The 23,084-nt window shown below is 71.5% G+C and carries 17 protein-coding genes; 9 read left to right on the top strand and 8 right to left on the bottom strand.

Annotated elements, in window-relative coordinates; translation table 11 throughout:
- Positions 1-40: 40 nt before the first annotated feature.
- The gene (locus ACIQ5Y_RS36465) at positions 41-1,465 is read left to right on the top strand and encodes a sensor histidine kinase (protein WP_403890703.1); all 1,425 of its coding nucleotides are present in this window, start codon (positions 41-43) and stop codon (positions 1,463-1,465) included.
- Between the two features lie 494 nt (positions 1,466-1,959).
- On the opposite strand, the gene ACIQ5Y_RS36460 is transcribed toward ACIQ5Y_RS36465, so the two are convergent.
- The 5 genes from ACIQ5Y_RS36460 to ACIQ5Y_RS36440 form a co-directional block, all read right to left on the bottom strand.
- Positions 1,960-2,781, bottom strand: a complete 822-nt coding sequence (locus tag ACIQ5Y_RS36460) for an endo alpha-1,4 polygalactosaminidase (RefSeq protein ID WP_403890701.1) — start codon at positions 2,779-2,781, stop codon at positions 1,960-1,962.
- Positions 2,778-3,461: a spherulation-specific family 4 protein gene (locus ACIQ5Y_RS36455; RefSeq protein WP_403890698.1), complete on the bottom strand. Its 684-nt coding sequence runs from the start codon at positions 3,459-3,461 to the stop codon at positions 2,778-2,780. Before ACIQ5Y_RS36455 ends, ACIQ5Y_RS36460 begins: the two co-directional genes overlap by 4 nt.
- Positions 3,458-5,083 (bottom strand): hypothetical protein, encoded by a 1,626-nt coding sequence (locus ACIQ5Y_RS36450; RefSeq protein WP_403890696.1) that lies wholly within the window; start codon positions 5,081-5,083, stop codon positions 3,458-3,460. Before ACIQ5Y_RS36450 ends, ACIQ5Y_RS36455 begins: the two co-directional genes overlap by 4 nt.
- Complete coding sequence (gene pelF, locus ACIQ5Y_RS36445; RefSeq protein WP_403890693.1) at positions 5,080-6,594, bottom strand: GT4 family glycosyltransferase PelF; 1,515 nt, start codon at positions 6,592-6,594, stop codon at positions 5,080-5,082. The genes ACIQ5Y_RS36450 and pelF overlap by 4 nt, the downstream gene beginning before the upstream one ends.
- A 109-nt stretch (positions 6,595-6,703) precedes the next feature.
- Entirely contained in the window at positions 6,704-8,731 is a 2,028-nt protein-coding gene (locus ACIQ5Y_RS36440; protein WP_403890690.1) for a hypothetical protein, read from the bottom strand.
- Between the two features lie 346 nt (positions 8,732-9,077).
- Here ACIQ5Y_RS36440 and ACIQ5Y_RS36435 point away from each other — a divergent pair, with 346 nt between their 5' ends.
- From ACIQ5Y_RS36435 to ACIQ5Y_RS36410, 6 genes are all read left to right on the top strand, one after another.
- A complete protein-coding gene (locus ACIQ5Y_RS36435; protein WP_403890688.1) occupies positions 9,078-10,607 on the top strand; it encodes a leucyl aminopeptidase in 1,530 nt (509 codons plus the stop codon).
- 319 nt (positions 10,608-10,926) lie between these two features.
- Positions 10,927-12,315 carry a dihydrolipoyl dehydrogenase gene (gene lpdA, locus ACIQ5Y_RS36430; RefSeq protein ID WP_365168130.1) on the top strand — a complete coding sequence of 463 codons (1,389 nt, stop codon included), beginning with the start codon at positions 10,927-10,929 and terminating at the stop codon, positions 12,313-12,315.
- Positions 12,316-12,368: 53 nt separating this feature from the next.
- Positions 12,369-14,120: a 2-oxoglutarate dehydrogenase, E2 component, dihydrolipoamide succinyltransferase gene (sucB, locus tag ACIQ5Y_RS36425; RefSeq protein WP_403890686.1), complete on the top strand. Its 1,752-nt coding sequence runs from the start codon at positions 12,369-12,371 to the stop codon at positions 14,118-14,120.
- Between the two features lie 222 nt (positions 14,121-14,342).
- The gene (locus tag ACIQ5Y_RS36420; protein ID WP_365168326.1) at positions 14,343-14,966 is read left to right on the top strand and encodes a GntR family transcriptional regulator; all 624 of its coding nucleotides are present in this window, start codon (positions 14,343-14,345) and stop codon (positions 14,964-14,966) included.
- Positions 14,967-15,184: 218 nt separating this feature from the next.
- On the top strand, positions 15,185-17,866 hold the full coding sequence (gene aceE, locus ACIQ5Y_RS36415; protein WP_403890683.1) for a pyruvate dehydrogenase (acetyl-transferring), homodimeric type: 2,682 nt from the start codon (positions 15,185-15,187) through the stop codon (positions 17,864-17,866).
- Between the two features lie 163 nt (positions 17,867-18,029).
- Entirely contained in the window at positions 18,030-18,548 is a 519-nt protein-coding gene (locus ACIQ5Y_RS36410) for a DUF4240 domain-containing protein (protein ID WP_384594255.1), read from the top strand.
- 51 nt (positions 18,549-18,599) lie between these two features.
- Here ACIQ5Y_RS36410 and ACIQ5Y_RS36405 read toward each other — a convergent pair whose 3' ends face one another.
- Positions 18,600-19,370 (bottom strand): SDR family NAD(P)-dependent oxidoreductase, encoded by a 771-nt coding sequence (locus ACIQ5Y_RS36405; protein ID WP_403890680.1) that lies wholly within the window; start codon positions 19,368-19,370, stop codon positions 18,600-18,602.
- Positions 19,371-19,456: 86 nt separating this feature from the next.
- Here ACIQ5Y_RS36405 and ACIQ5Y_RS36400 point away from each other — a divergent pair, with 86 nt between their 5' ends.
- Positions 19,457-20,110 carry a TetR family transcriptional regulator gene (locus ACIQ5Y_RS36400; RefSeq protein WP_403890678.1) on the top strand — a complete coding sequence of 218 codons (654 nt, stop codon included), beginning with the start codon at positions 19,457-19,459 and terminating at the stop codon, positions 20,108-20,110.
- Positions 20,111-20,189: 79 nt separating this feature from the next.
- Here ACIQ5Y_RS36400 and ACIQ5Y_RS36395 read toward each other — a convergent pair whose 3' ends face one another.
- A complete protein-coding gene (locus ACIQ5Y_RS36395) occupies positions 20,190-20,684 on the bottom strand; it encodes a hypothetical protein (protein ID WP_403890676.1) in 495 nt (164 codons plus the stop codon).
- A 205-nt stretch (positions 20,685-20,889) separates the two neighbouring features.
- The gene (gene glnA, locus ACIQ5Y_RS36390) at positions 20,890-22,299 is read right to left on the bottom strand and encodes a type I glutamate--ammonia ligase (RefSeq protein ID WP_403890674.1); all 1,410 of its coding nucleotides are present in this window, start codon (positions 22,297-22,299) and stop codon (positions 20,890-20,892) included.
- Positions 22,300-22,482: 183 nt separating this feature from the next.
- On the opposite strand from glnA, the gene ACIQ5Y_RS36385 reads away from it, so the two are divergent.
- Positions 22,483-22,950 carry an RDD family protein gene (locus tag ACIQ5Y_RS36385; RefSeq protein ID WP_403890671.1) on the top strand — a complete coding sequence of 156 codons (468 nt, stop codon included), beginning with the start codon at positions 22,483-22,485 and terminating at the stop codon, positions 22,948-22,950.
- The last annotated feature ends 134 nt before the right edge of the window (positions 22,951-23,084 follow it).

Below are 23,084 nucleotides of genomic sequence, written 5' to 3'. Positions count from 1 at the left end.
CAGGACCCGGCAGGTGCCGGACCACGTACCGTGTCTTCCCGTGACGACACACCTTGGACCGTTCGCGTCCTCCCGGCAGTGGATGCGGGCCCATCCGCTCGCCACCGATGCCGTGCTGGCCTTCGGGGCGTTCGTCGCCATGGTCGTCGGCTCCTTCGCCGATCCGCACGGCCCGCACGGCCAGCCCACCTTCGGAACGCGCACCCCCGAGCCGCTCTCGCTGCTGCTGATGCTGCTCGGCGCGGTCGCCCTGGTGTTCCGGCGGCGCCGTCCGCACGAGGTGCTCGCCGTCACCTGCGGGCTCTCGCTGCTGGAACTGACCACCGGGGAACCGCGGGCGCCCGTCGCGATGTCGGCGGTGATCGCGCTGTACACGGTGGCCGCGCTCACCGACCGGCCCACGACCTGGAAGGTCGGCGTGCTCACCATGGCGGGGCTGACGGGCGTGGCCATGCTCGCCGGGCCGCTGCCTTGGTACGCGCAGGAGAACATCGGCATCTTCGCCTGGACCGGGATGGCCGCGGCCGCCGGTGACGCGGTGCGCAGCCGGCGGGCCTTCGTCGACGCCATACGGGAACGGGCCGAGCGGGCCGAGCGGACCCGCGAGGAGGAGGCCCGGCGGCGGGTCGCGGAGGAACGGCTGCGGATCGCGAGGGACCTGCACGACGTGGTGGCGCACCACATCGCGCTGGTCAACGTGCAGGCGGGGGTGGCCGCGCACGTCATGGACAAGCGGCCCGACCAGGCGAAGGAGGCCCTCGCGCACGTACGGGACGCCAGCCGCTCCGCGCTGAACGAGCTGCGGGCCACGGTGGGGCTGCTGCGGCAGTCCGGCGACCCGGAGGCGCCCACGGAGCCTGCGCCGGGGCTGGCCGTCCTCGACGAACTCGCGGACACCTTCCGGCACGCGGGGCTTCCGGTACGGGTGATGGTCGAACTGGGCCGCGGCGCGGAGCCGCTGCCGGCGGCGGTGGACCTGGCGGCGTACCGGGTGATCCAGGAGGCCCTGACGAACGTCCGCAAGCACGCGGGGGCGGGGGCGAAGGCGGAGGTCAGCGTGGTCCGGGTGGGCCCGTCGGTGGAGGTCACGGTCCTGGACGACGGCGGCGGCGGCGAGCCGGAGGCTGGGGCGGGCGGAGCGGGCGGTCCCGGCGGGCCGAGTGCGGCCAGTGGGCCTGGCGGGCCGGGTGGGCGCGGCGGGGCCGGCGGGCCGGGCGGTGCCGGTGGGCCGGGCAGTGCCGGTGGGCCGGGCAGTGCCGGCGGGCCGGGCAGTGCCGGCGGGCTCGGCGGGCCGGACGGTCCGGGCAGGGCCGACGGGCCCGACGCGCCGGTCGGGGTGGAGGCTTCCGGCGGGGGGCACGGATTGCTCGGCATGCGGGAGCGCGCCACTGCCCTGGGCGGCTCCTGCTTCGCGGGGCCCCGCTTCGGCGGCGGCTACCGCGTCCACGCGATCCTCCCGGCCTGACGACTCCGACTGCGGCCTGCCCGAGCCTCACGGCCGGCCGGCGCGGCCACGTCTCGGGCCCGTACGGCGCCCCCGCGCCGTCGGGGTCGGGTGTGCGGCGGGGCGCCCCCGCAGGGCGTCGAACGCAACCACTCCGAACTTGTCCACTGCCTGGAAACGTTCGACGCCCGAGGAGGCGCCCCGGCGCGCGCCCGGCCCCGACGGCCCGTAGGCGCGGCCCGGACCGGGGTGCCGCTGCGCTGAGCCGTCCCCTACCCGCCCTTCCACCGTTCCCCGGGACTCCGCCCCGGACCCCGCGCCTCAAACGCCGGCGGGGCTGAAATTGCCCTCCGGGCAACCCAGCCCCGGCCGAATCCAGCCCCGCCGGCGTTTGAGGCGCCGCCGGAGGCAAATCGGCCCGTCCGGCGATTGAGGACCGGGGGTCCTGGGGCCGGCCCCCTGGCAACACCGCCGCAGGGGGTATCCGGCCCCGCCGGAGGCGAACGGGCCGGGGGTCAACAGGGGCGGCGCCAGGCGTCCAGGTCCAGGTGTTTCTGCATGGAGCTCAGCTTCAGCTCCCGCGAGCGCTCGCAGAAGCGGGCCGGCGGGAGTTCGTACTCCGCGTGGAACACCGCCTTCCCCGCCTCCACGAAGGGAGTCAGCCGCTCGCACTCCGAATACTCCGCGCACTGCTCGTTCACCGCGAAGTCGAACTCCCCCACCAGCGCCGGGATCTGGTCCAGGTCGTTCTTCAGGCCCACCGCCATCCCCCGGTCGTGCGCCAGCTTCGCGATCAGCCGGTTGTACCGCAGCTGGTCGTCCGCCGTGAGGGGGAAGCCCGACGTGTTGCGGTAGCCGTCCATGTTGTCCGGTTCCACCGCGTCGAAGCCCTTCTCCCGGCACATGTCGAACCGTTTCGCGATCAGCGGTTCCAGCTCCGCCACCCGGCGGATGTCGAGCCAGCGCTCGCCCTCCCAGCCGTTCCCCCGGCCCAGCAGCGACTTCGGGAACGCGTCCGCGTCCGGCCGGAAGTCCTCCCAGGCCCCGGTGGAGAGGTAGCAGATCGTCTTGCGTCCGGCCGCCTTCAGCGCGGCCACCTGCTCCTTCGTCGTGTCGAAGCCGTCCACGTCGTACACCGGCGCCTTCACCGAGGTGTCGAGCTTCCCCGAGAGCTGCCACTGCCAGCCGGTCCCCGGGCGGGGCTGCCACCGCTCCCCCGGTGCCTGGTCGGGCCAGGACGGGGCGGGGGCCGGTTCCTCTTCGTCGGGGGATGACGTACAGGCCGCCGCCAGCAGGAGGAGGGAGGCCATCAGCACGGCGGTGCGCAGAGCCTTCATGCCGTCGCCTCCAGCGCGTACGGGAGGGTCCCCCACGGGTGCGGGCCCGTGCCCGGGACCGCACAGTGCACGCCGGCCCCGCGCTGCGCCGCGAGTTCGGCGGCGGGTGCCCCGGGCGGGACGGCGTAGACGAGGTGGCAGAACCGCCCCTCCGGGTGATCCGCGGTCCAGGACGGGGCTTCGCCGGCGTCCCGGTACGCGTCCCAGGGGCCCTCGAAGGTGACGAGCAGGTCGGCGAGTTCGGCGTAGCCGGGGTGCGGGTGGACCCCGTGGTTGAAGACGAGCGTACGGGCCCCCGCCGCCCGGGCCGCGACGGCGAGCCGGCCGTAGTGGGCCAGCCGTTCCGGGCCGGCGCAGACCTGGTCGAGGAAGGCCCCGTCGGTGGCGTACCAGTCGCGGTGGCGCAGCAGGTCCCGCACCACGTCCGCGTGCGGGCGCCGGCCGTAGTCGGTGTCGACGTACCCGAGTACGGGCACGCCGGCCTCCCGCAGCCGCCCGGCGACGAGCGCGAACCGCTCGTCGGGGGCGTCGCCCGGTCCGCTGTCGGGGTTGAGCACCACCGAGTGCAGCCGGTCGGCGGAGGCGATGAGCCGGTCCCACTCCTCGGGCCGGTCGGCAGGGTGCTCGTAGAGCGGCACCAGCAGCATGGGGTCCTTCTTCTCGAACTCCGGATACGTCATCGGTGGGCCGTCGCACGGCCCAGCAGCAGGCAGACCAGGGCCGCCAGCACGCTCGCCGCCGCGCCCGCCACCACCAGTTGCACGAGCCTCGGCTGGCCCACCCCGGCCAGCAGGGCCAGGCTCTGCGCGACGGCCGCCGAGGCGCAGACCACGGCGGCGGGCCGCACCGCGCCGAAGGACTGCAGGAGCAGCCCCGTCCACATCACGGCGCCGAGCAGCAGCAGGGTGGCCGCGCGGAGCCCGGTGAGCGCGGGCGCGCCGGGCCAGAGCAGGGTGCCGGTCAGCCCGAGGGCGAGCAGCACCGTCAGGTAGGCGGCGAGGCAGCCGGCCAGGGTGGTCAGCATCCGCCGCCGGAACGCGTCGGCGGAGCGGGCGGCCCGGAGCCCGGCGAGGCTGCCGCTGCGGAAGCGGTACAGCAGCCATTCGGCGGGGCCCATGCTGAGGGTGAGGGCCACCGCGGAGGGCGCGGCCACCGCTTCGGCGGGCCCTCCGGCGAGTACCTCGCCCAGGGCGGCGTACAGCACGAGCAGTCCGGTGCCGAGGCCGAAGACCCCGTACGGCACGGAGTCCCCGAGCCGGGGCCCGCGGGGCCCGTACTCCTCCTCGGCGCCGCGCAGCATCTGCCAGCGCACGGGTCCTCCGCCGGGCCTGCGCCGCGAGCGGTCCCGGATCCGGCGGGCGCCGGCCCGTACGCCTTCGGCGAGCGGGAGTTCCCGTACGGCCAGGGTGCACGCGGCCAGCAGGGACACCACGAGCAGGGTCACGCGGACCGGCACGGGCAGGTCGACGAAGAGGGCGAGCACCGCGCCCGCCGCCATCGGGCCGAGGGCGGCGAGCAGCACCCGTTCCCGGCCGAGGACGAGCAGGACGGTGGCGGCCCCGACGTACAGGGCCTGTCCGGCGGCGAAGGCGTACGAGAACGGCGGCCCGCCGGGCACGGCGAGCGCGGCGGCGGTGCCGAGGAGGGATCCGGCGGGGGCGCCGACGAGCAGGGTCCGCCCGGCGGCGGCCCGGTCGCCGAGGCCGAGCCAGGAGTAGGCGCGGTGGGACAGGGTCTGGTCCCACACCCAGCCGATGAGCGCCCCGGCGAGCAGGGTCAGGGTTCCGGCGGGCAACCCGAGGCGGTCCTGCGGGCCTTCGAGGAGGGGCGCGCCGAGGACGTAGGCGAGCCCGGGCAGGGCGAAGATCACCCCGCGGAGGAGGCAGGCGGTGAGGGAGGCCTTCCAGGGGTCGGGGGTGCTCTCGGGTTCCGGGAAGGCGCGGGGCACCCGGGCGTAGAGCTCCTCGGCGAGGGCGAAGGAGTCGTGGCGGCCGTAGGTGAGCCGGATGTGCTCGTCGGTCATGCCGTCGGATTCGAGTACGGCGGCGATCTCGTCGGGGTGCACGGCGGCGGCGACGAGTCCGTCGAACCGGGCGGCGAGTTCGTCCATCGGGTCGGCGGCCGGTGGGCCTTCCCGGCCCGGGCGCGGGATGGCCGGCAGGGTGTCGACGGCAGCCGGGTACCGCCCGGCCGCCGGCGCCCCCGGACCGGCGGGGCCGGCCGGGTGTCCGGCGGGCCCGGGCAGGCCCGGGCCGGTGGGCCGCTCGGGCGACGGCGGCTTCAGCCAGAGGGATCCGCTCACCACAGGCTCCCGTCGGCGGCGAGTTCGCGGTACCAGGGGTCCGCGAGGCGCTGGGTCCAGGTGTCGCCCGGTTCGACGGGCAGGACGGGCTGGCCGGCGAGTTCCCGGTAGATGTGCCGGAAGCCGTCCACGGACTGGTGGAGGGTGAACTTGTCCACGACCCGCTTGCGGGACATCCGGCCGAGTTCCGCGCGGCGTTCGTCGTCGCGGAGCAGGGCGAGGGTGGCGCGGGCCATGGTCTCGGGCTCGCGGGGCGGGACGACGAGGCCGGTGTCCCCGACCGCCTCGCGGACCCCGCCGACGTCGGTGGAGACGGTGGTGCGGCCGCAGGACATGGCCTCGATGATGCTGAAGGGGAAGCCCTCGCTGATGGAGGAGAGCATGACGACGGAGCCGGCGGCGTAGGCGTCGGCGACCTTGTCAATGCGGCCCTCGAAGGTGATGCCGTCGCCGACGCCCAGTTCGGCGGCGAGTTTCTCCAGGCGGAGCCGGTACTCCTCGCAGCCGGCCGGGACGGGTCCGAAGAGGCGCAGTCGCAGGGCGGGGAGTTCCTGGCGCATGAAGGCGTAGGCGCGGAAGAGGGTTTCGAGGTCCTTGATCGGGTCGATGCGGCCGCACCAACTGAGGGTGGGCACCTCGGGTTCGGGGCCGGCCTGGGGGAAGAGGTGCGGGTCGACGCCGTTGTAGACGGTGCGGATGCGGTCCGCGTCGGCGCCTCCGCGCTCCTCCCAGCGGCGGTTGTACTGGTTGCAGGGGGTGATCAGGTCGGCCTGCCGGTAGCCCTCGGTGTTGAGTTCGCGGTAGAAGCCGAGCATGAGGGACTTCACGGGCCAGCGCTGCTCGGCGCTGCGGTAGCCGAGGTAGCGCTCGCGCAGGTAGATGCCGTGTTCGGTGAGGAGGAAGGGCACCCCGTCGAGGTGTTTGGCGGCGAGCGCGGGAAGGGTGGCGAGGCCGCTGCTGACGGCGTGGGCGACGCTGTCGGGCGGGATCCGCACGGCGAGCGGGCGCAGTGCGTGCTCCAGCAGGTCGGTGGCGGTGAGCGCGTCGTGGATGGTGGGCCGGGCTTCGGCGGTGGTGAGGGCCGGCCGGGTCCACACGTCCATCAGGAGGCGAAGGACGGACTCGGAGCGCAGGGCGGGGGCGAGTTTGCCGGCCCGGGCGAGGAGGGCCAGTTCGCGCAGGGCCCCGGAGAATCCCCCGTGGGAGGGGTCGAGCAGCGACAGCAGGAAGGTTTCGTAGACCTCGGTGAAGCGGCGGTGGGCCTTGCCCCGGAGGGCGGAGCGGCGGCCGCGCCCGGGCGGCGGGCCCCAGAGCGGGACGGCGGTGTGCCGGTAGACGTTGCGCGGCAGTTCCCAGGTGACCGGCTCTCGGCCGGAGCCGGTCAGGGCTATGACGTTGAAGTCGACCTCGGGCATTCCTCGTACCAGTTGGTCGCACCAGGTGCTGACGCCCCCGTGGACGTGCGGGTAGGTGCCTTCGGTGAGCATGGTGACATGACGCCCATGGCTCATGCGGTGTGTCCCCCCAGGACGGAAAAGGGGCCGGCGCCCGTTGGTTCGCGGAGCGCCGGCGCTCTTGGTACTCGTTACGGCTCGCGGTCGTGCGGGACCACGGGGTCGGTCAGCTGGGCAGTCGGAGGGTGACGCTGCTCTGGAGCAGCTCGGGTCCGGCCCAGGTGGAGCGGCTGCCGGCGTAGGCGGTGCCGAAGTCCGCGGTGCCGAGGAGCAGTTGCTTCTTGGTGCCGTTGGGGGCGGTGACCGGGGCGAGGACCCCGGACGGCGCCTTGATGGTGACGTCGGTGCCGATGCGGTAGGCCGTGACCTTGCCCCCGGCGAGGGCGTTGTCCCAGGCGGCACGGCGGCTGAGCTCGACGCCGGTGTCCTTCATGCTCTGGTTGACGATCGGCGCGCTGGGTGCGTAGAGCGCCCGGTAGGTGTCGAGGACCTGGTTGAGCACCGGGTAGAGGGTGCGGTCCTCGGCGAGGTTGGACTGGTGGACGTAGTGCGGGCGCGGGTCGTTGGCGAGGACGTGGCGCAGGGCGGTGCGGGCCTCCTGCGGAACGATGTAGCCCAGGTAGCCGGTGTTGACGTCGAGGGCCGCCGGCAGACAGGTGGAGGTCGCCGGGTTGTCCTCGCAGATGCCGCTGCCGCCGTTGGCGCGGCTGCCGTAGATCCAGTTGTACTCGTCGGCCATCTCCGCGTTGGTGCCCGTGTTGTAGTACACGTTCATCGGGTGGCGGGGCACGGTCAGGGCCGCGCCGACCGGGCGCTGCGCGGGTTCGCGGGAGTTGTCGCTGCCCGCCCACTTGATGCCGTTGTCGGCGAAGGCACCCGCCAGGTTGGGGTTGTCCTGGGGCTGCTGCGGGGCGGTCTTGAGGCCCGAGTGCTCGCCGGTGACGATCTCGGTCCGGTCGGTGGTGATGCCCTTGGCGGCGGCCCAGTTGTTGTTGTCGCGGATCTGGGCGGAGATGTCGGCGCGGCTCATGTACTTGATGGCGCCGGTGGCGTCCTTGACGCAGGTCCAGGGCACGGTGCTGGTGTCCTGGACGCAGCCGAGGAAGGGGTGCGTGTAGGTGTGGTTCATCCAGCGGTACTTGGCCCGGTCGGCGACGAGCTGGGCGGTGAGGGCGTCGGTGCCGCCGTTCTCCGCCTTCCACTCCTCGCCGGCGCCGGCGTTGAAGAGCATGTCGAGCTTGAAGTTCTTGGAGGTCTGCCACTGCGCCGCGTAGACGGCGTCCGCGGCGGTCATCCGGATCGTGCTTTCCTTGCCCTCGCCGCCCGCGCAGGCGTAGTCGCCTGGCGTGCAGTTGAGGTCCTTGTTCCAGCGGGCGTCGGGGGCGAAGACGTCGTCGACGTGGACCGCGAAGTAGTTGCGGCTCTGGCCGAGGTGGATCCCCTGGGTGAGCCAGTCGACGATGCCGCGGGCGAGCAGCCGGAACTGCTGCTGGTACTGGTTGTAGCCGAAGGTGACGACCAGTTCGCTGCGGCCGTCGTGGGCGTACTCGCCGACGAGCGAGGCCCGGCCCGAGCCGACCGGGGCGTCGAGGTAACTGGTGTATCCGGCGCGCGGCTTGCCCATGAAGCCGTAGCTCTCGGGGACGAGCGCCGAGTTGTCCTCGAAGGTGACCTGGCCACCGAGGTACGCGAAGGGGCCCGCCTTGCCGGCGGCGGTGACCGCGGCCTGGGTGCCGTCGAGCTGGCCGCTGTAGCCGCCGTTGTCGGTGTACTCCAGGCCGACGCCGGGGTGGGCCCAGGTGTAGGCGTCGACCTGGCGGATCCCGTACGTCGTCTCGTACGCGCCGAGCGCGGCCATCTCGGCCGATCCCTCCCCGAAGGGGTTCTCGTTCGGCAGGACCACGCCCTGGTACTTGGCGCGCGGCCGGCCGTCGACGGTGTCGCTGAGGAACGCGGCGTTGATGACCGGCCGGCCGGGGGCGCCCAGCTGGACCCGGGTGTACGGGACTCCGGTGTCGCGGAGCTCCGCGGTGATGGCCTCGACCGAGCTGCCGCCGTCGTCGACGACGAGCACCTTCAGGTCGATGCGCGGGGCCGTGGCCGCCTGGGCGGACACGGCGGGCACTGCCACGGACACCAGGGCCGCGGCGGCCATGACGGCGGCGGCCCTGTTCATCCGGTTCTTATTGACCATTTCGGCCTTTCCCCCCGCAGGCATCCCTCGACAACGGCCCATGGCGGATGGCCGGGCCGGGGAGGCACTGTGGAAATCATGCAAAGGGACCCCACGTCCCCTTGCGAGAGTGGACCGAGTCTCTCGGACCTCGTCAGGTCTACGGAGCAAACCTGGAGCAGAGTCCACAGATGGGTGAACCTGATGGCCCGATGATCGAACAACTTGCCAAACCTTCGAGTGACGTACGGATCAGTCCCTGCGCGTAGGCTCATTTCCGGCAGCCGTCGGGCCGGAATACGATCGCCACGGATGGCCGTCCACCCCTTCGGCCCACACATACAAACGGAAGCGAGACTTCACCACCGTGACTGCTCTGACTCTCAGCACTGCCGGCGCTGCGACGCTGCGCGCCGACGCCCTTGTGGTCGGCGTGGCGAAGGGCCCGAAGGGCCCGGTCGTGGCCGCCGGAGCCGAGGCCGTGGACAAGGCGTACGACGGAAAGCTCTCCGACGTGCTCGACGCACTCGGCGCCACCGGTGCCGAAGGCGAGACCACGAAGCTGCCGGCGCCTGCGGGCCTCAAGGTCCCGGTCGTGCTGGCGGTCGGGCTCGGCTCCGTCCCCGACAAGGACGAGTCCTTCGACGAGGAGGTGCTGCGCCGCGCCGCCGGCGCCGCCGCCCGCGCGCTGCACGGCAGCAAGAAGGCCGGCTTCGCCCTCCCCCTCGACGACGCCTCCGCCGTCACGGCGGTGGCCGAGGGCGCGCTGCTGGGCGCGTACGCCTTCACCGCGTACAAGGGCGGCGAGAAGAAGCCCGCCAAGAACGACGGGGCGAAGCTGCCGCTGGCCGAGGTCGCCCTGCTGGGCGCCAAGCCGCGCGACAAGGAGCACAAGGCCGCCGTCGAGCGCGCCACGGTCGTCGCGACCGAGGTCAACGTGGCCCGTGACCTGGTCAACACCCCGCCGAACGACCTCACCCCGGAGGCCTTCGCCGCCGTCGCGTCCGCGACCGCGAAGGAGAACGGCATCAAGGTCCAGGTCCTCGACGAGAAGGCTCTGGTCAAGGGCGGCTACGGCGGCATCATGGGCGTCGGCAAGGGTTCCGAGAACCTGCCGCGCCTGGTGAAGCTCTCCTACACGCACCCCAAGGCGGAGAAGAGCCTGGCCTTCGTCGGCAAGGGCATCACCTACGACTCGGGCGGCATCTCCCTGAAGCCGGCCGGCCACAACGAGACGATGAAGTGCGACATGGCCGGCGCCGCCGCCGTCTTCGCCGCCGTCACCGCGGCCGCGAAGCTGGGCCTGCGGGTCAACGTCACCGGCTGGCTCGCGCTCGCCGAGAACATGCCGTCGGGCTCGGCCACCAAGCCCGGTGACGTGCTGCGCATGTACAGCGGCAAGACCGTCGAGGTCCTCAACACGGACGCGGAGGGCCGTCTGGTCCTGGGCGACGCGCTGACCAAGGCCTCCGAGGACAACCCGGACGCGATCGTCGACGTCGCCACCCTGACCGGCGCCATGGTGCTGGCCCTCGGCGACCGCACCTTCGGGATCATGGCGAACGACGACGCCTTCCGCACCTCGATCCACGAGATCGCGGAGGAGGTCGGCGAGTCCTCGTGGCCGATGCCGCTCCCCGCCGAGCTGCGCAAGACCATGGACTCCCCCACCGCCGACATCGCGAACATGGGTGTCCGCATGGGCGGCGGCCTGGTGGCCGGCCTCTTCCTCCAGGAGTTCGTCGGCGAGGGCATCACCTGGGCCCACCTCGACATCGCCGGCCCCGCCTTCCACGAGGGCGCGCCGCACGGCTACACCCCCAAGGGCGGCACCGGCTCGGCCGTGCGCACCCTGGTTCGGCTGGCGGAGCGCACCGCCACGGGCGACCTCGGCTGAGGCGGTCCCCGACGCACCTGATGTGAAGGCGTCCGTGTGACGCTCAGCACCCCGGGCCTTGATCGAACGTCGGTCAGGGCCCGGGGTGCGTTCACTGACAACGAAATCCGTAGGTTTCTACGCAGCGGTAACCCGAACTTCGGACGGAACGACCTGCCACATGCCGGGCCCGGCGTCCCGCGTTCCCCCGACAAATGCGAAGATGGGTTCTCGGCAGGACAGGGCCCCCACCACAGGGCCGAAGAAACAGCGGCCGTATACCAGCCGCCGCCCGGTCACAGAGGACCGGTGCCCGGCGCACATGCATGGAGGACGTGACGTGGCGAACGACGCCAGCACCGTTTTCGACCTAGTGATCCTCGGCGGTGGCAGTGGCGGTTACGCCGCGGCGCTGCGCGCATCCCAGCTGGGTCTGGACGTTGCCCTGATCGAGAAGAACAAGCTCGGCGGCACCTGCCTGCACAACGGCTGCATCCCCACGAAGGCTCTGCTGCACGCGGGCGAGATCGCGGACCAGGCGCGCGAAGGCGCCCAGTTCGGCGTGAAGACCACCTTCGAGGGCATCGACATCGCGGGTGTCCACAAGTACAAGGACGAGATCATCGCGGGCCTGTACAAGGGCCTGCAGGGTCTTGTGGCCTCCCGCAAGGTGACCTACATCGAGGGTGAGGGCCGCCTCTCCTCGCCGACGTCCGTCGACGTCAACGGTCAGCGCATCCAGGGCCGCCACGTCCTGCTGGCGACCGGCTCCGTGCCGAAGTCGCTGCCGGGCCTGGAGATCGACGGCAACCGCATCATCTCCTCCGACCACGCGCTGGTCCTGGACCGCGTCCCCGAGTCGGCGATCGTGCTGGGCGGCGGCGTCATCGGCGTCGAGTTCGCCTCGGCGTGGAAGTCCTTCGGTTCCGACGTCACCGTCATCGAGGGCCTCAAGCACCTCGTGCCGGTCGAGGACGAGAACAGCTCGAAGCTGCTGGAGCGCGCGTTCCGCAAGCGCGGCATCAAGTTCAACCTCGGCACCTTCTTCGACAAGGCCGAGTACACCGAGAACGGCGTGCGCGTCACGCTGGCCGACGGCAAGACCTTCGAGGCCGAGGTGCTGCTGGTCGCCGTCGGTCGCGGTCCGGTCTCCCAGGGCCTGGGCTACGAGGAGCAGGGCGTCGCGATGGACCGCGGCTACGTCCTGGTCGACGAGTACATGCAGACCAACGTGCCGACGATCTCGGCCGTCGGTGACCTCGTCCCGACCCTCCAGCTCGCGCACGTCGGCTTCGCCGAGGGCATCCTGGTCGCGGAGCGTCTGGCCGGCCTGAAGGCCGTCCCGATCGACTACGACGGTGTCCCGCGCGTCACCTACTGCCACCCCGAGGTCGCTTCCGTCGGCATCACCGAGGCCAAGGCCAAGGAGATCTACGGCGCGGACAAGGTCGTGGCGCTGAAGTACAACCTTGCGGGCAACGGCAAGAGCAAGATCCTGAAGACCTCGGGCGAGATCAAGCTCGTCCAGGTCAAGGACGGTGCCGTGGTCGGCGTCCACATGGTCGGTGACCGGATGGGCGAGCAGGTCGGCGAGGCCCAGCTGATCTACAACTGGGAAGCCCTGCCGGCCGAGGTCGCGCAGCTCATCCACGCGCACCCGACCCAGAACGAGGCCATGGGCGAGGCCCACCTCGCGCTGGCCGGCAAGCCGCTGCACGCACACGACTAATCGTCACGGGCGCGACGACCACTTCCGCACTTTCGTAAGGAGCAACAGAAACCATGTCGGTTTCCGTAACCCTTCCGGCGCTCGGCGAGAGCGTCACTGAGGGCACTGTCACCCGCTGGCTGAAGGCCGAGGGCGAGCGCGTCGAGGCCGACGAGCCGCTGCTCGAGGTCTCGACCGACAAGGTCGACACCGAGATCCCGTCCCCCGTGTCCGGCATCCTGGCGTCCATCAAGGTCGCCGAGGACGAGACCGTCGAGGTCGGCGCCGAGCTGGCCGTCATCGACGACGGTTCCGGCGCCCCGGCCGCTGCCGCGGCCCCGGCTGCCGAGCCGGCCGCCGCCGCTCCGGCTCCGGTCGTGGAGGCCCCCGCGGCCCCCGCCCCGGTCGCCGAGGCCGCCCCGGCCGCTGCCCCGGCCGCGTCCGGCACCGATGTCGTGCTGCCCGCGCTGGGCGAGTCCGTCACCGAGGGCACCGTCACCCGCTGGCTGAAGCAGGTCGGCGAGTCCGTCGAGGCCGACGAGCCGCTGCTCGAGGTCTCCACGGACAAGGTCGACACCGAGATCCCCGCGCCGGTCGCCGGCACCCTGCTGGAGATCCTGGTCGGCGAGGACGAGACCGCCGAGGTCGGCGCCCGTCTGGCCGTCATCGGTGTCGCGGGCGCCGCTCCGGCCGCCGCCCCGGCCGCCGCCGCCCCGGCTCCGGTCCAGGCCGCGGCTCCGGTCGCCGCTCCGGCCCCGGTCCAGGCCGCCCCGGCCGCCGCCGCTCCGGCTCCGGCCGCTCCGGTCGCCGCCCCGGCCCCCGTGGCCGCTCCGGCCCCGGTCGCCGCTCCGGCTCCGGTCGCCCCTGCCGCCCCCGCCGCCCCGGTTTCCGCCGGTGACGAGGGCGCGTACGTGACCCCGCTGGTGCGCAAGCTCGCCTCGGAGTCCGGCGTCAACCTGAACACGGTCACGGGCACCGGTGTCGGTGGCCGTATCCGCAAGCAGGACGTCCTGGCCGCCGCCGAGGCCGCCAAGGCCGCCGCTGCCGCCCCGGCTCCGGCCGCCGCCGCTCCGGCCGCGAAGGCTCCGGCCGCCGCGGTCTCCGAGCTGCGCGGTCAGACGGTCAAGATGACCCGCATGCGCAAGGTCATCGGCGACAACATGATGAAGGCCCTGCACTCGCAGGCGCAGCTCAGCTCCGTGGTCGAGGTGGACATCACCAAGATCATGAAGCTGCGCGAGAAGGCCAAGGCCGGCTTCCTCGCCCGCGAGGGCGTCAAGCTGTCCCCGATGCCGTTCTTCGTCAAGGCCGCTGCCCAGGCGCTGAAGGCCCACGCGGTCGTCAACGCCCGGATCAACGACGACGAGGGCACCATCACCTACTTCGCCTCGGAGAACATCGGCATCGCCGTGGACTCCGAGAAGGGCCTGATGACCCCGGTCATCAAGGGTGCCGGTGACCTCAACCTGGCGGGCATCTCCAAGGCGACCGCCGATCTGGCCGCCAAGGTCCGCGGCAACAAGATCACGCCGGACGAGCTGTCGGGCGCGACCTTCACCATCAGCAACACCGGTTCGCGCGGTGCCCTGTTCGACACGGTCATCGTGCCGCCGAACCAGGTCGCCATCCTCGGCATCGGTGCCACGGTCAAGCGCCCGGTGGTCATCGAGACCCCCGAGGGCACCGTCATCGGCGTCCGCGACATGACGTACCTGACCCTGTCCTACGACCACCGTCTGGTGGACGGCGCGGACGCGGCCCGGTACCTCTCGGCCGTCAAGGCGATCCTCGAGGCCGGCGAGTTCGAGGTCGAGCTCGGCCTGTAAGGCCCCGCGCACAGCCTGAGCTGTCGCGTACGGCGCCCCCGCCCGGGAACTCCCGGGCGGGGGCGCCGTCGTCGTACCCTGGGCGCTCCGGCGGGCCGCCTGTAACCAGCCTCACCCGGCGCCTGCCACCTGGAACGCTTCGTGTTCGCGCACGCGGCCGTATTGTCTACGCATCAGGCCCCGCACGTTCCTGCACACCCCTCAGGAGTTGAAGCCCCGATGATCACCCCACCCGTCGTGCACTCGCTGCGCGAGCAGATCCGCGAGCACATCGTGGAGGGGATCGTCAGCGGCCGCTGGAAGCCCGGGGAGCGGATCGTCGAGCGCCGGATCGCCGTGGAGCTGGAGGTCAGCCAGACCCCGGTGCGCGAGGCCCTGCGCGAGCTGGAGACGTTGCGGCTGATCGAGTCGGCGCCGAACAAGGGCGTGCGCGTACGGAATCTCTCGGCGGCGGACCTGGAGGAGATCTACCCGGTCCGGGCGGGCCTGGAGCAGATCGCCGCCGAGCTGGCGGCGCCCCGGCTGGCGGCCGACTGCTCCGCCCTGGAGCCGCACGTGGCGGCCCTGTGGGAGGCCGACCGCAGCGAGGACGGCACGGCGCAGGTGCGGCACACGGTGGGCTTCCACCGGGAGATGGTGCGGGCGGCCGGGAACAGCGTGCTGCTGCACACCTGGGAGAGCCTGGGCATCGAGGTGTTCACGGCCCTGTCCATCCGGTGGCTGGGAACCGTCCAGAAGTCCTACGCGGAGGAGCACGAGGCCCTCGTGGAGGCGTTCCGCAATCAGGATCCGGACATCGGACTGCTCGTGAAGCGGCATGTCCTGGGGTGCGCACCGCGCGCCTGACCGGCCCTATTGCCCCGATTTGCCCGGCACCGGGTGCCCGATTTTCTGGCACCCGGTGCCGACTTTTGCCCCATGGACGTTTCTTCGTCACATTTATTTGATCGATCATCGATCAGGGATTTACAGTCATCGCGGACCTCAACCAGGTCCGACGACCCTGTCCTGCCCGTCAGGGATTTTTCACCACCTCTCCATTACCCGGAAGGCGGCGCACAGCGATGTCCGACCCCGTAGGAAAGCTTCCGAGCGAGCTCGACCAGCTCCCGGACCGCGACACCGAGGAGACCGCCGAATGGGCGGCCTCCCTCGACGCCGTCGCCAAGGCCGCCGGTACGCGCCGGGCCGAATACCTGCTGCGTCGCACCCTCCAGCACGCCGAGGCCGCCGGCCTCGCGCTCCCCAAGCTGCTGGAGACGGACTACGTCAACACCATCCCCACCTCCGCCGAGCCCGAGTTCCCGGGTGACGAGGAGATGGAAGCCAAGATCACCGCATGGAACCGCTGGAACGCGGCCGCCATGGTGACCCGCGGCTCCAAGTACGGCGTCGGCGGCCACATCGCCACCTTCGCCTCGGCGGCCTGGCTCTACGAGACCGGCTTCCAGCACTTCTTCCGCGGGAAGGAGGCCGACGGATCGGGCGACCAGCTCTACATCCAGGGCCACGCCTCCCCCGGCATCTACGCCCGCGCCTTCCTCGACGGACGCGTCTCCGAGCAGCAGCTCGACAACTTCCGCCAGGAGTCCGGCGGCAACGGCCTGCCGTCCTACCCGCACCCGCGGCGCCTGCCGTGGCTGTGGGAGTTCCCCACGGTCTCCATGGGCCTCGGCCCGCTCTCCGCGATCTACCAGGCGCGTTTCAACCGCTACCTGCAGAACCGGAACATCAAGGACACCGCGAACTCGCACGTCTGGGCCTTCCTCGGCGACGGCGAGATGGACGAGCCCGAGTCGACCGCCGCCCTGGCCCTCGCCTCCCGCGAGCAGCTCGACAACCTGACCTTCGTCATCAACTGCAACCTGCAGCGCCTCGACGGTCCGGTCCGCGCCAACTTCCGCGTGGTGCAGGAGCTGGAGGCCCAGTTCCGCGGCGCCGGCTGGAACGTCATCAAGACCCTGTGGGGCTCCGCCTGGGACGAGCTGTTCCAGCTCGACACCACGGGCGCCCTGGTACGCCGCCTGCGCGAGGTACCGGACGCGCAGTTCCAGACGTACGCGACCCGCGACGTGGCCTACATCCGCCAGCACTTCTTCGGCGCCAACGCCGAGCTCGTCGCCCTCGGCGGCCTGCTCTCCGACGCGAAGATCGCCGAGTGCTTCCACACCTCCCGCGGCGGCCACGAGCCCCGCAAGGTGTACGCCGCGTACAAGGCCGCCCTGGAGCACAAGGGCGCGCCGACGGTCATCCTCGCGCAGACCGTCAAGGGCTACACGCTGGGTGCCGGGTTCGAGTCGAAGAACGCGAACCACCAGATGAAGAAGCTGACCGTCGACGAGTTCAAGGACATGCGTGACCTCCTTGGCCTCCCGATCCCGGACAGCGCCTTCGTCGACGGCAAGGTCCCGTACGGCCACCCGGGCGCGAACAGCCCCGAGGTGCAGTACCTGAACGAGCGCCGCGCGGCCCTCGGCGGCCCCGCCCCGGCCCGCAAGGTCCACCACGTGGCCCTGCCGGCTCCGGCCGACCGCTCCTTCGCCCCGCTCATCAAGGGTTCCGGCAAGCAGGAGATGGCCACCACCATGGCCTTCGTCCGCCTCGTCAAGGACCTGATGCGCGACAAGGAGACCGGCAAGCGCTGGGTTCCGATCGTCCCGGACGAGGCCCGTACCTTCGGTATGGAGTCCCTCTTCCCGTCGGCCGGCATCTACTCGCCGCTGGGTCAGACGTACGAGCCGGTCGACCGCGACCAGCTCATGTACTACAAGGAAGCCAAGGACGGCCAGATCCTCAACGAGGGGATCACCGAGGCCGGCGCCATGGCCGACTTCATCGCCGCCTGCACGTCGTACGCGACGCACGGCGAGCCGATGATCCCGTTCTACATCTTCTACTCGATGTTCGGCTGGCAGCGCACCGCCGACCAGATGTGGCAGCTCGCCGACCAGCTCGGCAAGGGCTTCATCGTCGGCGCCACCGCCGGCCGCACCACGCTGACCGGTGAGGGCCTCCAGCACGCGGACGGTCACTCGCACCTGATCGCGTCCACGAACCCGGCGTCGCTGAACTACGACCCGGCCTTCGCGTACGAGATCGCGATCATCGTCAAGGACGGTCTGCGCCGCATGTACGGCGAGCAGCCCGAGGACGTCTTCTACTACCTGACGGTCTACAACGAGCCGAAGGTGCAGCCCGCGATGCCCGAGGGCGTCGAGGAAGGCATCGTCAAGGGCCTCTACCGCTTCAACACGGCGGCGGACCTGGAGGCGGCCCCGGCCGCCGACGCCCCGAAGATCCAGCTGATGGCCTCGGGTACGGCCATCCACTGGGTGCTGGAGGCGCAGCGCCTGCTGGCCGCCGAGTGGAACGTGTCCGCCGACGTCTGGTCCGCGACCTCGTGGGGCGAGCTGCGCCGCGACGCGCTGGAGTGCGACGAGGCGCTGCTGCGCGGCGAGGTGCGCACCCCGTACGTCACCCGCGCGCTGGAAGGCGCCCAGGGCCCGGTCCTGGCCGTCTCCGACTGGATGCGTCAGGTCCCGGACCAGATCAGCCAGTGGGTCGAGCAGGACTACACCTCGCTGGGCACGGACGGCTTCGGCCTCTCCGACACCCGTGAGGGCGCCCGCCGCCACTTCGGTGTCGACGCCCAGTCGATCGTGGTGGCCTCGCTGGCCCAGCTCGCCCGTCGCGGCGAGGTCCCGGCGTCCGCCGTCAAGGAGGCCCGGGAGCGCTACGGCCTCTGAGCCGTACGGATCCGACCGCGAGGCGGTCCACCCTTCGGGGTGGGCCGCCTCGCGGCGTTTCGGCGTACCCGGCCCCGGGGTTCGGCCGAGAAGGTGGGACAACCGGCCTTTGGCCGTATGCGCGGTGGCGGTGGGGGGGTCGACCCGTGATGCTGGGACGGTGATGGACGAGACGGAGTTCTGGGAGATCGTCGACCGTACCCGCGAGGCCGCCGAGGGCGACCCCGAGGAGCACGCCGAGCTGCTCGTGGAGCGGCTCGCGCAGCTCGATCCGGACTCCGTACTGGATTTCGCCCGGCACTTCGAGGCCCGTTACAACCGGGCCTACACCTGGGACCTGTGGGGCGCGGCATGGGTGCTGCTCGACGGGGCGAGCGACGACGCGTTCGACTACTTCCGCTGCTGGTTGATCGGCCAGGGGCGGGAGGTCTTCGAGGGCGGCGTGCACGATCCGGACCAGCTGGCGGAGCTGCTGGGCGACTTCGACGAGGAGATCGACGGGGACGGCGAGGAGCTGGGGTACGCGGCCGACGAGGCGTACGAGCAGTTGACCGGGGCGGTGGCGCCCGATCTCGGCATCCCGGTGCAACCGGCAGAGCCGGGGGGCGCCCCGCTGGACTTCGAGAACGAAGCCGTGCTCGCGGAGCGCTTCCCCCGGCTCTGGGACCGCTTCAGGCCGTAGCGGCCGTGGTGGCGGCGGTGGGCGCGGTGGGCTCGGCGGCCCGACCGTCCGTCAGTAGTGCGTGCCGCCGTCGATACGGATCTCCGTACCGGTGATGAAGGCGCCGTCCTCGGAGCCCAGCATGGCGACGACGCCGGCCACGGTCTGCGGGCCGGCGAAGCCCTGGCCGAGGGCCGGGGCGAGCTTCGCGAAGAGCGACCAGTCGGTGTCCTCGGGCAGGCCCGGGCCGTTGCCGGTGGTCATGCCGCTCTCGATGGAGCCGGGCGCGACGGAGACGAAGCGCAGGCCCTGCTTGCTGTACTCGGCGGCCAGCGCGTGGGTCATGGACTGGATGCCGCCCTTGCTGGCCGCGTAGGCGGACATGTAGGGGTGCGCGAAGGTCGCCGAGGTGGAGCTGAAGTTCACCACGACCGGCTGCTCGCCCGCGAGGAGCGCCGGGAGCGACTCGCGGATCATCAGGAAGGTGCCGGTCAGGTTGACCGCGATGACCTTGTTCCAGAAGTCGAGCGTGGTCTGGTGGGTGTGCGCGGAGCGCAGGATGCCCGCCGCGTTGACCAGTACGTCGATGCCGCCGAGGGCGTCGACGGCCGCGGCGACGCCGGCCTTGACCGAGCCCTCGTCGGATATGTCGAGGACGGCGGTGGTCAGCCGGTCGGCGTGGCCGTCCGCGGCCGCCTGCTCGGCGGTGGCCTTGAGACCGGCCTCGTTGACGTCCACGGTGTGGACACGCCCGCCCTCGGAGAGGATGCGGTGGACGGTGGCCTGGCCGATGCCGGAGCCACCGCCGGTGATGAGGACGCGACGTCCTTCGTAACGGTTCATGCGGTGAGCGTACCGAAGAAATGACACGTTTTGCCAGGCTGTCAAAGCATGCAATCGCCGGAGAGCACGGCAGGTAGTCTTCACCCGTGAGATCCCCACGTCCGTACTCCCCCCAGGCCGGCCCCGGAGCCCAGTCGCTGACCGAGCGCCGCAAGGCCGCCACCCAGCTCGACATCGCCCGCGCGGCCTGCGAACTCTTCGCCGAGCGCGGCCCCGACGCCACCACCGCGGAGGACATCGCCCATCACGCGGGCGTCGCGCTGCGCACCTTCTACCGCTACTTCCGCAACAAGCAGGAGGCCGTGGCCCCGCTGCTCGCGGGCGGCGGCGACGCCTGGCGCGCCCTGCTGGCGGAGGAGGACCCGGCCACCCCCCTCGCGGAGGCCCTGGAGCGGGCGGTCACCCGGGCGCTGAGCGACCTCCAGGCCATAGAGGAGGGCCTGGAGGTGACCCGCGGCCTGCTGCGCGCCGCCGCCGACGACCCGGCACTGCGGGCGGTCTGGTACCGCGTGAACCAGGACTCCGAGGAGCAGCTGGCCCCGGTGATCGCCCGGCTGGCCGGCGACGGCGCCGACGAGATCGGCGTACGCCTGCTCGCCGCGGCGGCCACGGACGCGATCCGCATCGCCCTGGAGCTGTGGTCGGCCACGGACGCCCCGGTCTCGGGACCCGGCTCCCCCGCCGAACTCGCCGTCCGCTGCCTGCACGAACTGACGGGCGCGATGCCCCTGCTCCGCTGAGAGCAGCGGGGGCAGGGGCATCGCGCCCGTGCTTCGCGTACGTGGGTTTCAGGATCGGGACGGGGTGCCCCGGGGCCGGTCAGCGGCCGCCGCCACCCCAGCCTCCTCCGCCGCCCCCGCCGTCGCCCCCGCCGCCACCGTTCCAGTTGCCGCCGTCACCGCCCCCGCCGCCGTTCCAGTTGCCGCCGTCACCGCCGCCGCCACCGTTCCAGTTGCCGCCGTCACCGCCGCCAGCGTTCCAGTTGCCGCCGTCGTTCCAGTTGCCGCCGTCGCCGCCGTCGTTCCAGTTGCGGTGGTCGTTCCAGTCGCCGCGCCCGGAGTTGTTCCAGTTCGCGTCGTACCAGTTGTTGTCGCGCCACCCGGAGTCGTAGTACCAGTCGTTGTCACGCCAGTAGCCGCGGTCGGCGCCGACTCCGGCGTTGTCCCAGCACCAGCTGGGCCGGTCGCGCCAGTCACGGTTGCAGCACCAGTCCCACCTGGCGTCCGAGCGGTTGGAGGGATACCTCCAGCAGTCGTAGCCCCCGTCGCCCCCGCCGCCGCCCCCCGTGAGGGCCGACGCCGAAGCACTGGCCACCGGGAGCATCCCCAAGACGATTCCCGCAGCCCCCGCCGTGACTGCCGCAACGATCCTACGGCGCATTTCCATGCACCTCCGAACATGTCGCTTATTGGGCCTTTAAGGTCATTTCAACCCTCGCCCTGCCCAGCCGAGCTGTCAAAGCGGAAAGGCCCCCCGCCACTCTCCGAAGAGAGCGGCAGGGGGCCTTTCACCAGGCGCTTTAGAGGTCGAAGTACAGCTCGAACTCGTGCGGGTGCGGACGCTGCGCGATCGGGGCGATCTCGTTCGTGCGCTTGTAGTCGATCCAGGTCTCGATCAGGTCCGGGGTGAAGACACCGCCGGCGAGGAGGTACTCGTGGTCCTCCTCCAGGGCCTTGAGGACGTCCTCGAGGCTGGTCGGGACCTGCGGGACGCTCGCGTGCTCGTCGGGCGAGAGCTCGTAGAGGTCCTTGTCGATCGGCTCCATCGGCTCGATCTTGTTCTTGACACCGTCGAGGCCCGCGAGCAGCAGCGCCGCGAAGGCGAGGTACGGGTTGGACGACGGGTCCGGGGCGCGGAACTCGACGCGCTTGGCCTTCGGGTTCGAGCCCGTGATCGGGATGCGCATGGCGGCGGAGCGGTTGCGCTGCGAGTACACCATGTTGACCGGGGCCTCGAAGCCCGGGACCAGGCGGTGGTACGAGTTCACCGTCGGGTTGGTGAAGGCCAGCAGCGACGGGGCGTGCTTGAGGATGCCGCCGATGTAGTAGCGCGCGGTGTCCGACAGGCCCGCGTAGCCGGCCTCGTCGTAGAACAGCGGGTCGCCGTTCGCCCACAGCGACTGGTGCACGTGCATGCCCGAGCCGTTGTCACCGAAGATCGGCTTCGGCATGAAGGTCGCGGTCTTGCCGTTGCGCCAGGCGACGTTCTTCACGATGTACTTGAAGAGCATCAGGTCGTCGGCCGCGGCGAGCAGCGTGTTGAACTTGTAGTTGATCTCGGCCTGGCCACCGGTGCCGACCTCGTGGTGCTGACGCTCGACCTGGAGGCCCTGGGCGTCCAGCTCGAGGGAGATCTCGGCGCGCAGGTCGGCGAAGTGGTCGACCGGGGCGACTGGGAAGTAACCGCCCTTGATCGGGACCTTGTAGCCGCGGTTGTTCTCCGTGGAACCGGTGTTCCAGGCGCCGGCCTCGGAGTCGATGTGGTAGAAGCCCTCGTTCGCGGTGGTCGCGAAGCGCACGCTGTCGAAGATGTAGAACTCGGCCTCGGGACCGAAGTACGCGGTGTCGGCGATGCCGGTGGAGGCGAGGTACGCCTCGGCCTTCTTCGCGATGTTGCGCGGGTCGCGGCTGTAGGCCTCACCCGTGATCGGGTCGTGGATGAAGAAGTTGATGTTGAGCGTCTTGTCCTTGCGGAACGGGTCGAGACGCGCGGTGGTGATGTCGGCACGCAGAGCCATGTCGGACTCGTGGATGGCCTGGAAGCCGCGGATCGACGAACCGTCGAAGGCGAGCTCCTCCGCCGGGTCGAACGCCCGAGCCGGGATGGTGAAGTGCTGCATCACACCGGGCAGGTCGCAGAAGCGGACGTCGACGAACTTGACGTCGTTCTCCTCGATGTACTGCTTCACTTCGTCGGCGTTCTGGAACATCCAACTCCTCCTACTCCCACCCCGGGGCAGGGACGGGTTTATAGCTCGTGGTGCGTCAGTGCGGTGCCGCACGCTGACCCGACCATAAGCAGACGGGATTTCTCAAGCATGACCCATTTGTTTCGCTCAAGTTAACCAGGGTCCGCTCGGAGTGCCGTGGAGCGCCACCGGTACCGTGGTCGGGTGGACAACAGGCAAGCAATCGGATCCTGGCTCTCCGGCCCCCGCGCGGCCGCCGAGGAGATGGGCGTCGACTTCGGCTATCCGGGCCAGCGGCTCGGCCTGCCGCAGGAGGGGCCCGGCTCGGTGGCGCGGTTCGGGCGCAGGCTGGGAGCCGTGGCCATCGACTGGGTCGGCTGCCAGCTCATCGCATACGGGCTGATCACGGGCGGCGACCTGACGGCGGCGGGCAACTGGACCCTCGCACTGTTCGTCGCCCTGAGCATCCTGACGGTCGGCACGGTGGGCTTCACCCCCGGCAAGCGGCTCCTGGGCCTGCGGGTCGTCTCGGAGAGCGGCGGCCGCCTCGGCGTCGGCCGGGTGGTCCTGCGCACGCTGCTGCTGGCCGTGGTCATCCCCGCACTGATCTGGGACCGCGACGGCCGCGGCCTCCACGACCGCCTGTCCCGCGCGGTCCAGGTGCGGGTCTAGGAACAGCGCGCGACACGGGCACGAAACACAGGGGCGGGCCCCCCCGCGGGCCCGGCCAGAGGGGGGGCCCGGCGGCCGCCGCCCACAAAGAAAAAAAAAAAAAAACCCACAAGAGAACAAAAAAAAACAAACCC

The sequence above is a fragment of the Streptomyces sp. NPDC096339 genome, from assembly GCF_044762985.1.
Taxonomy (GTDB): Bacteria; Actinomycetota; Actinomycetes; order Streptomycetales; family Streptomycetaceae; genus Streptomyces.
Note: the sequence above shows the minus strand (reverse complement) of the source record. Positions and strands in the feature narration are given on the sequence as shown.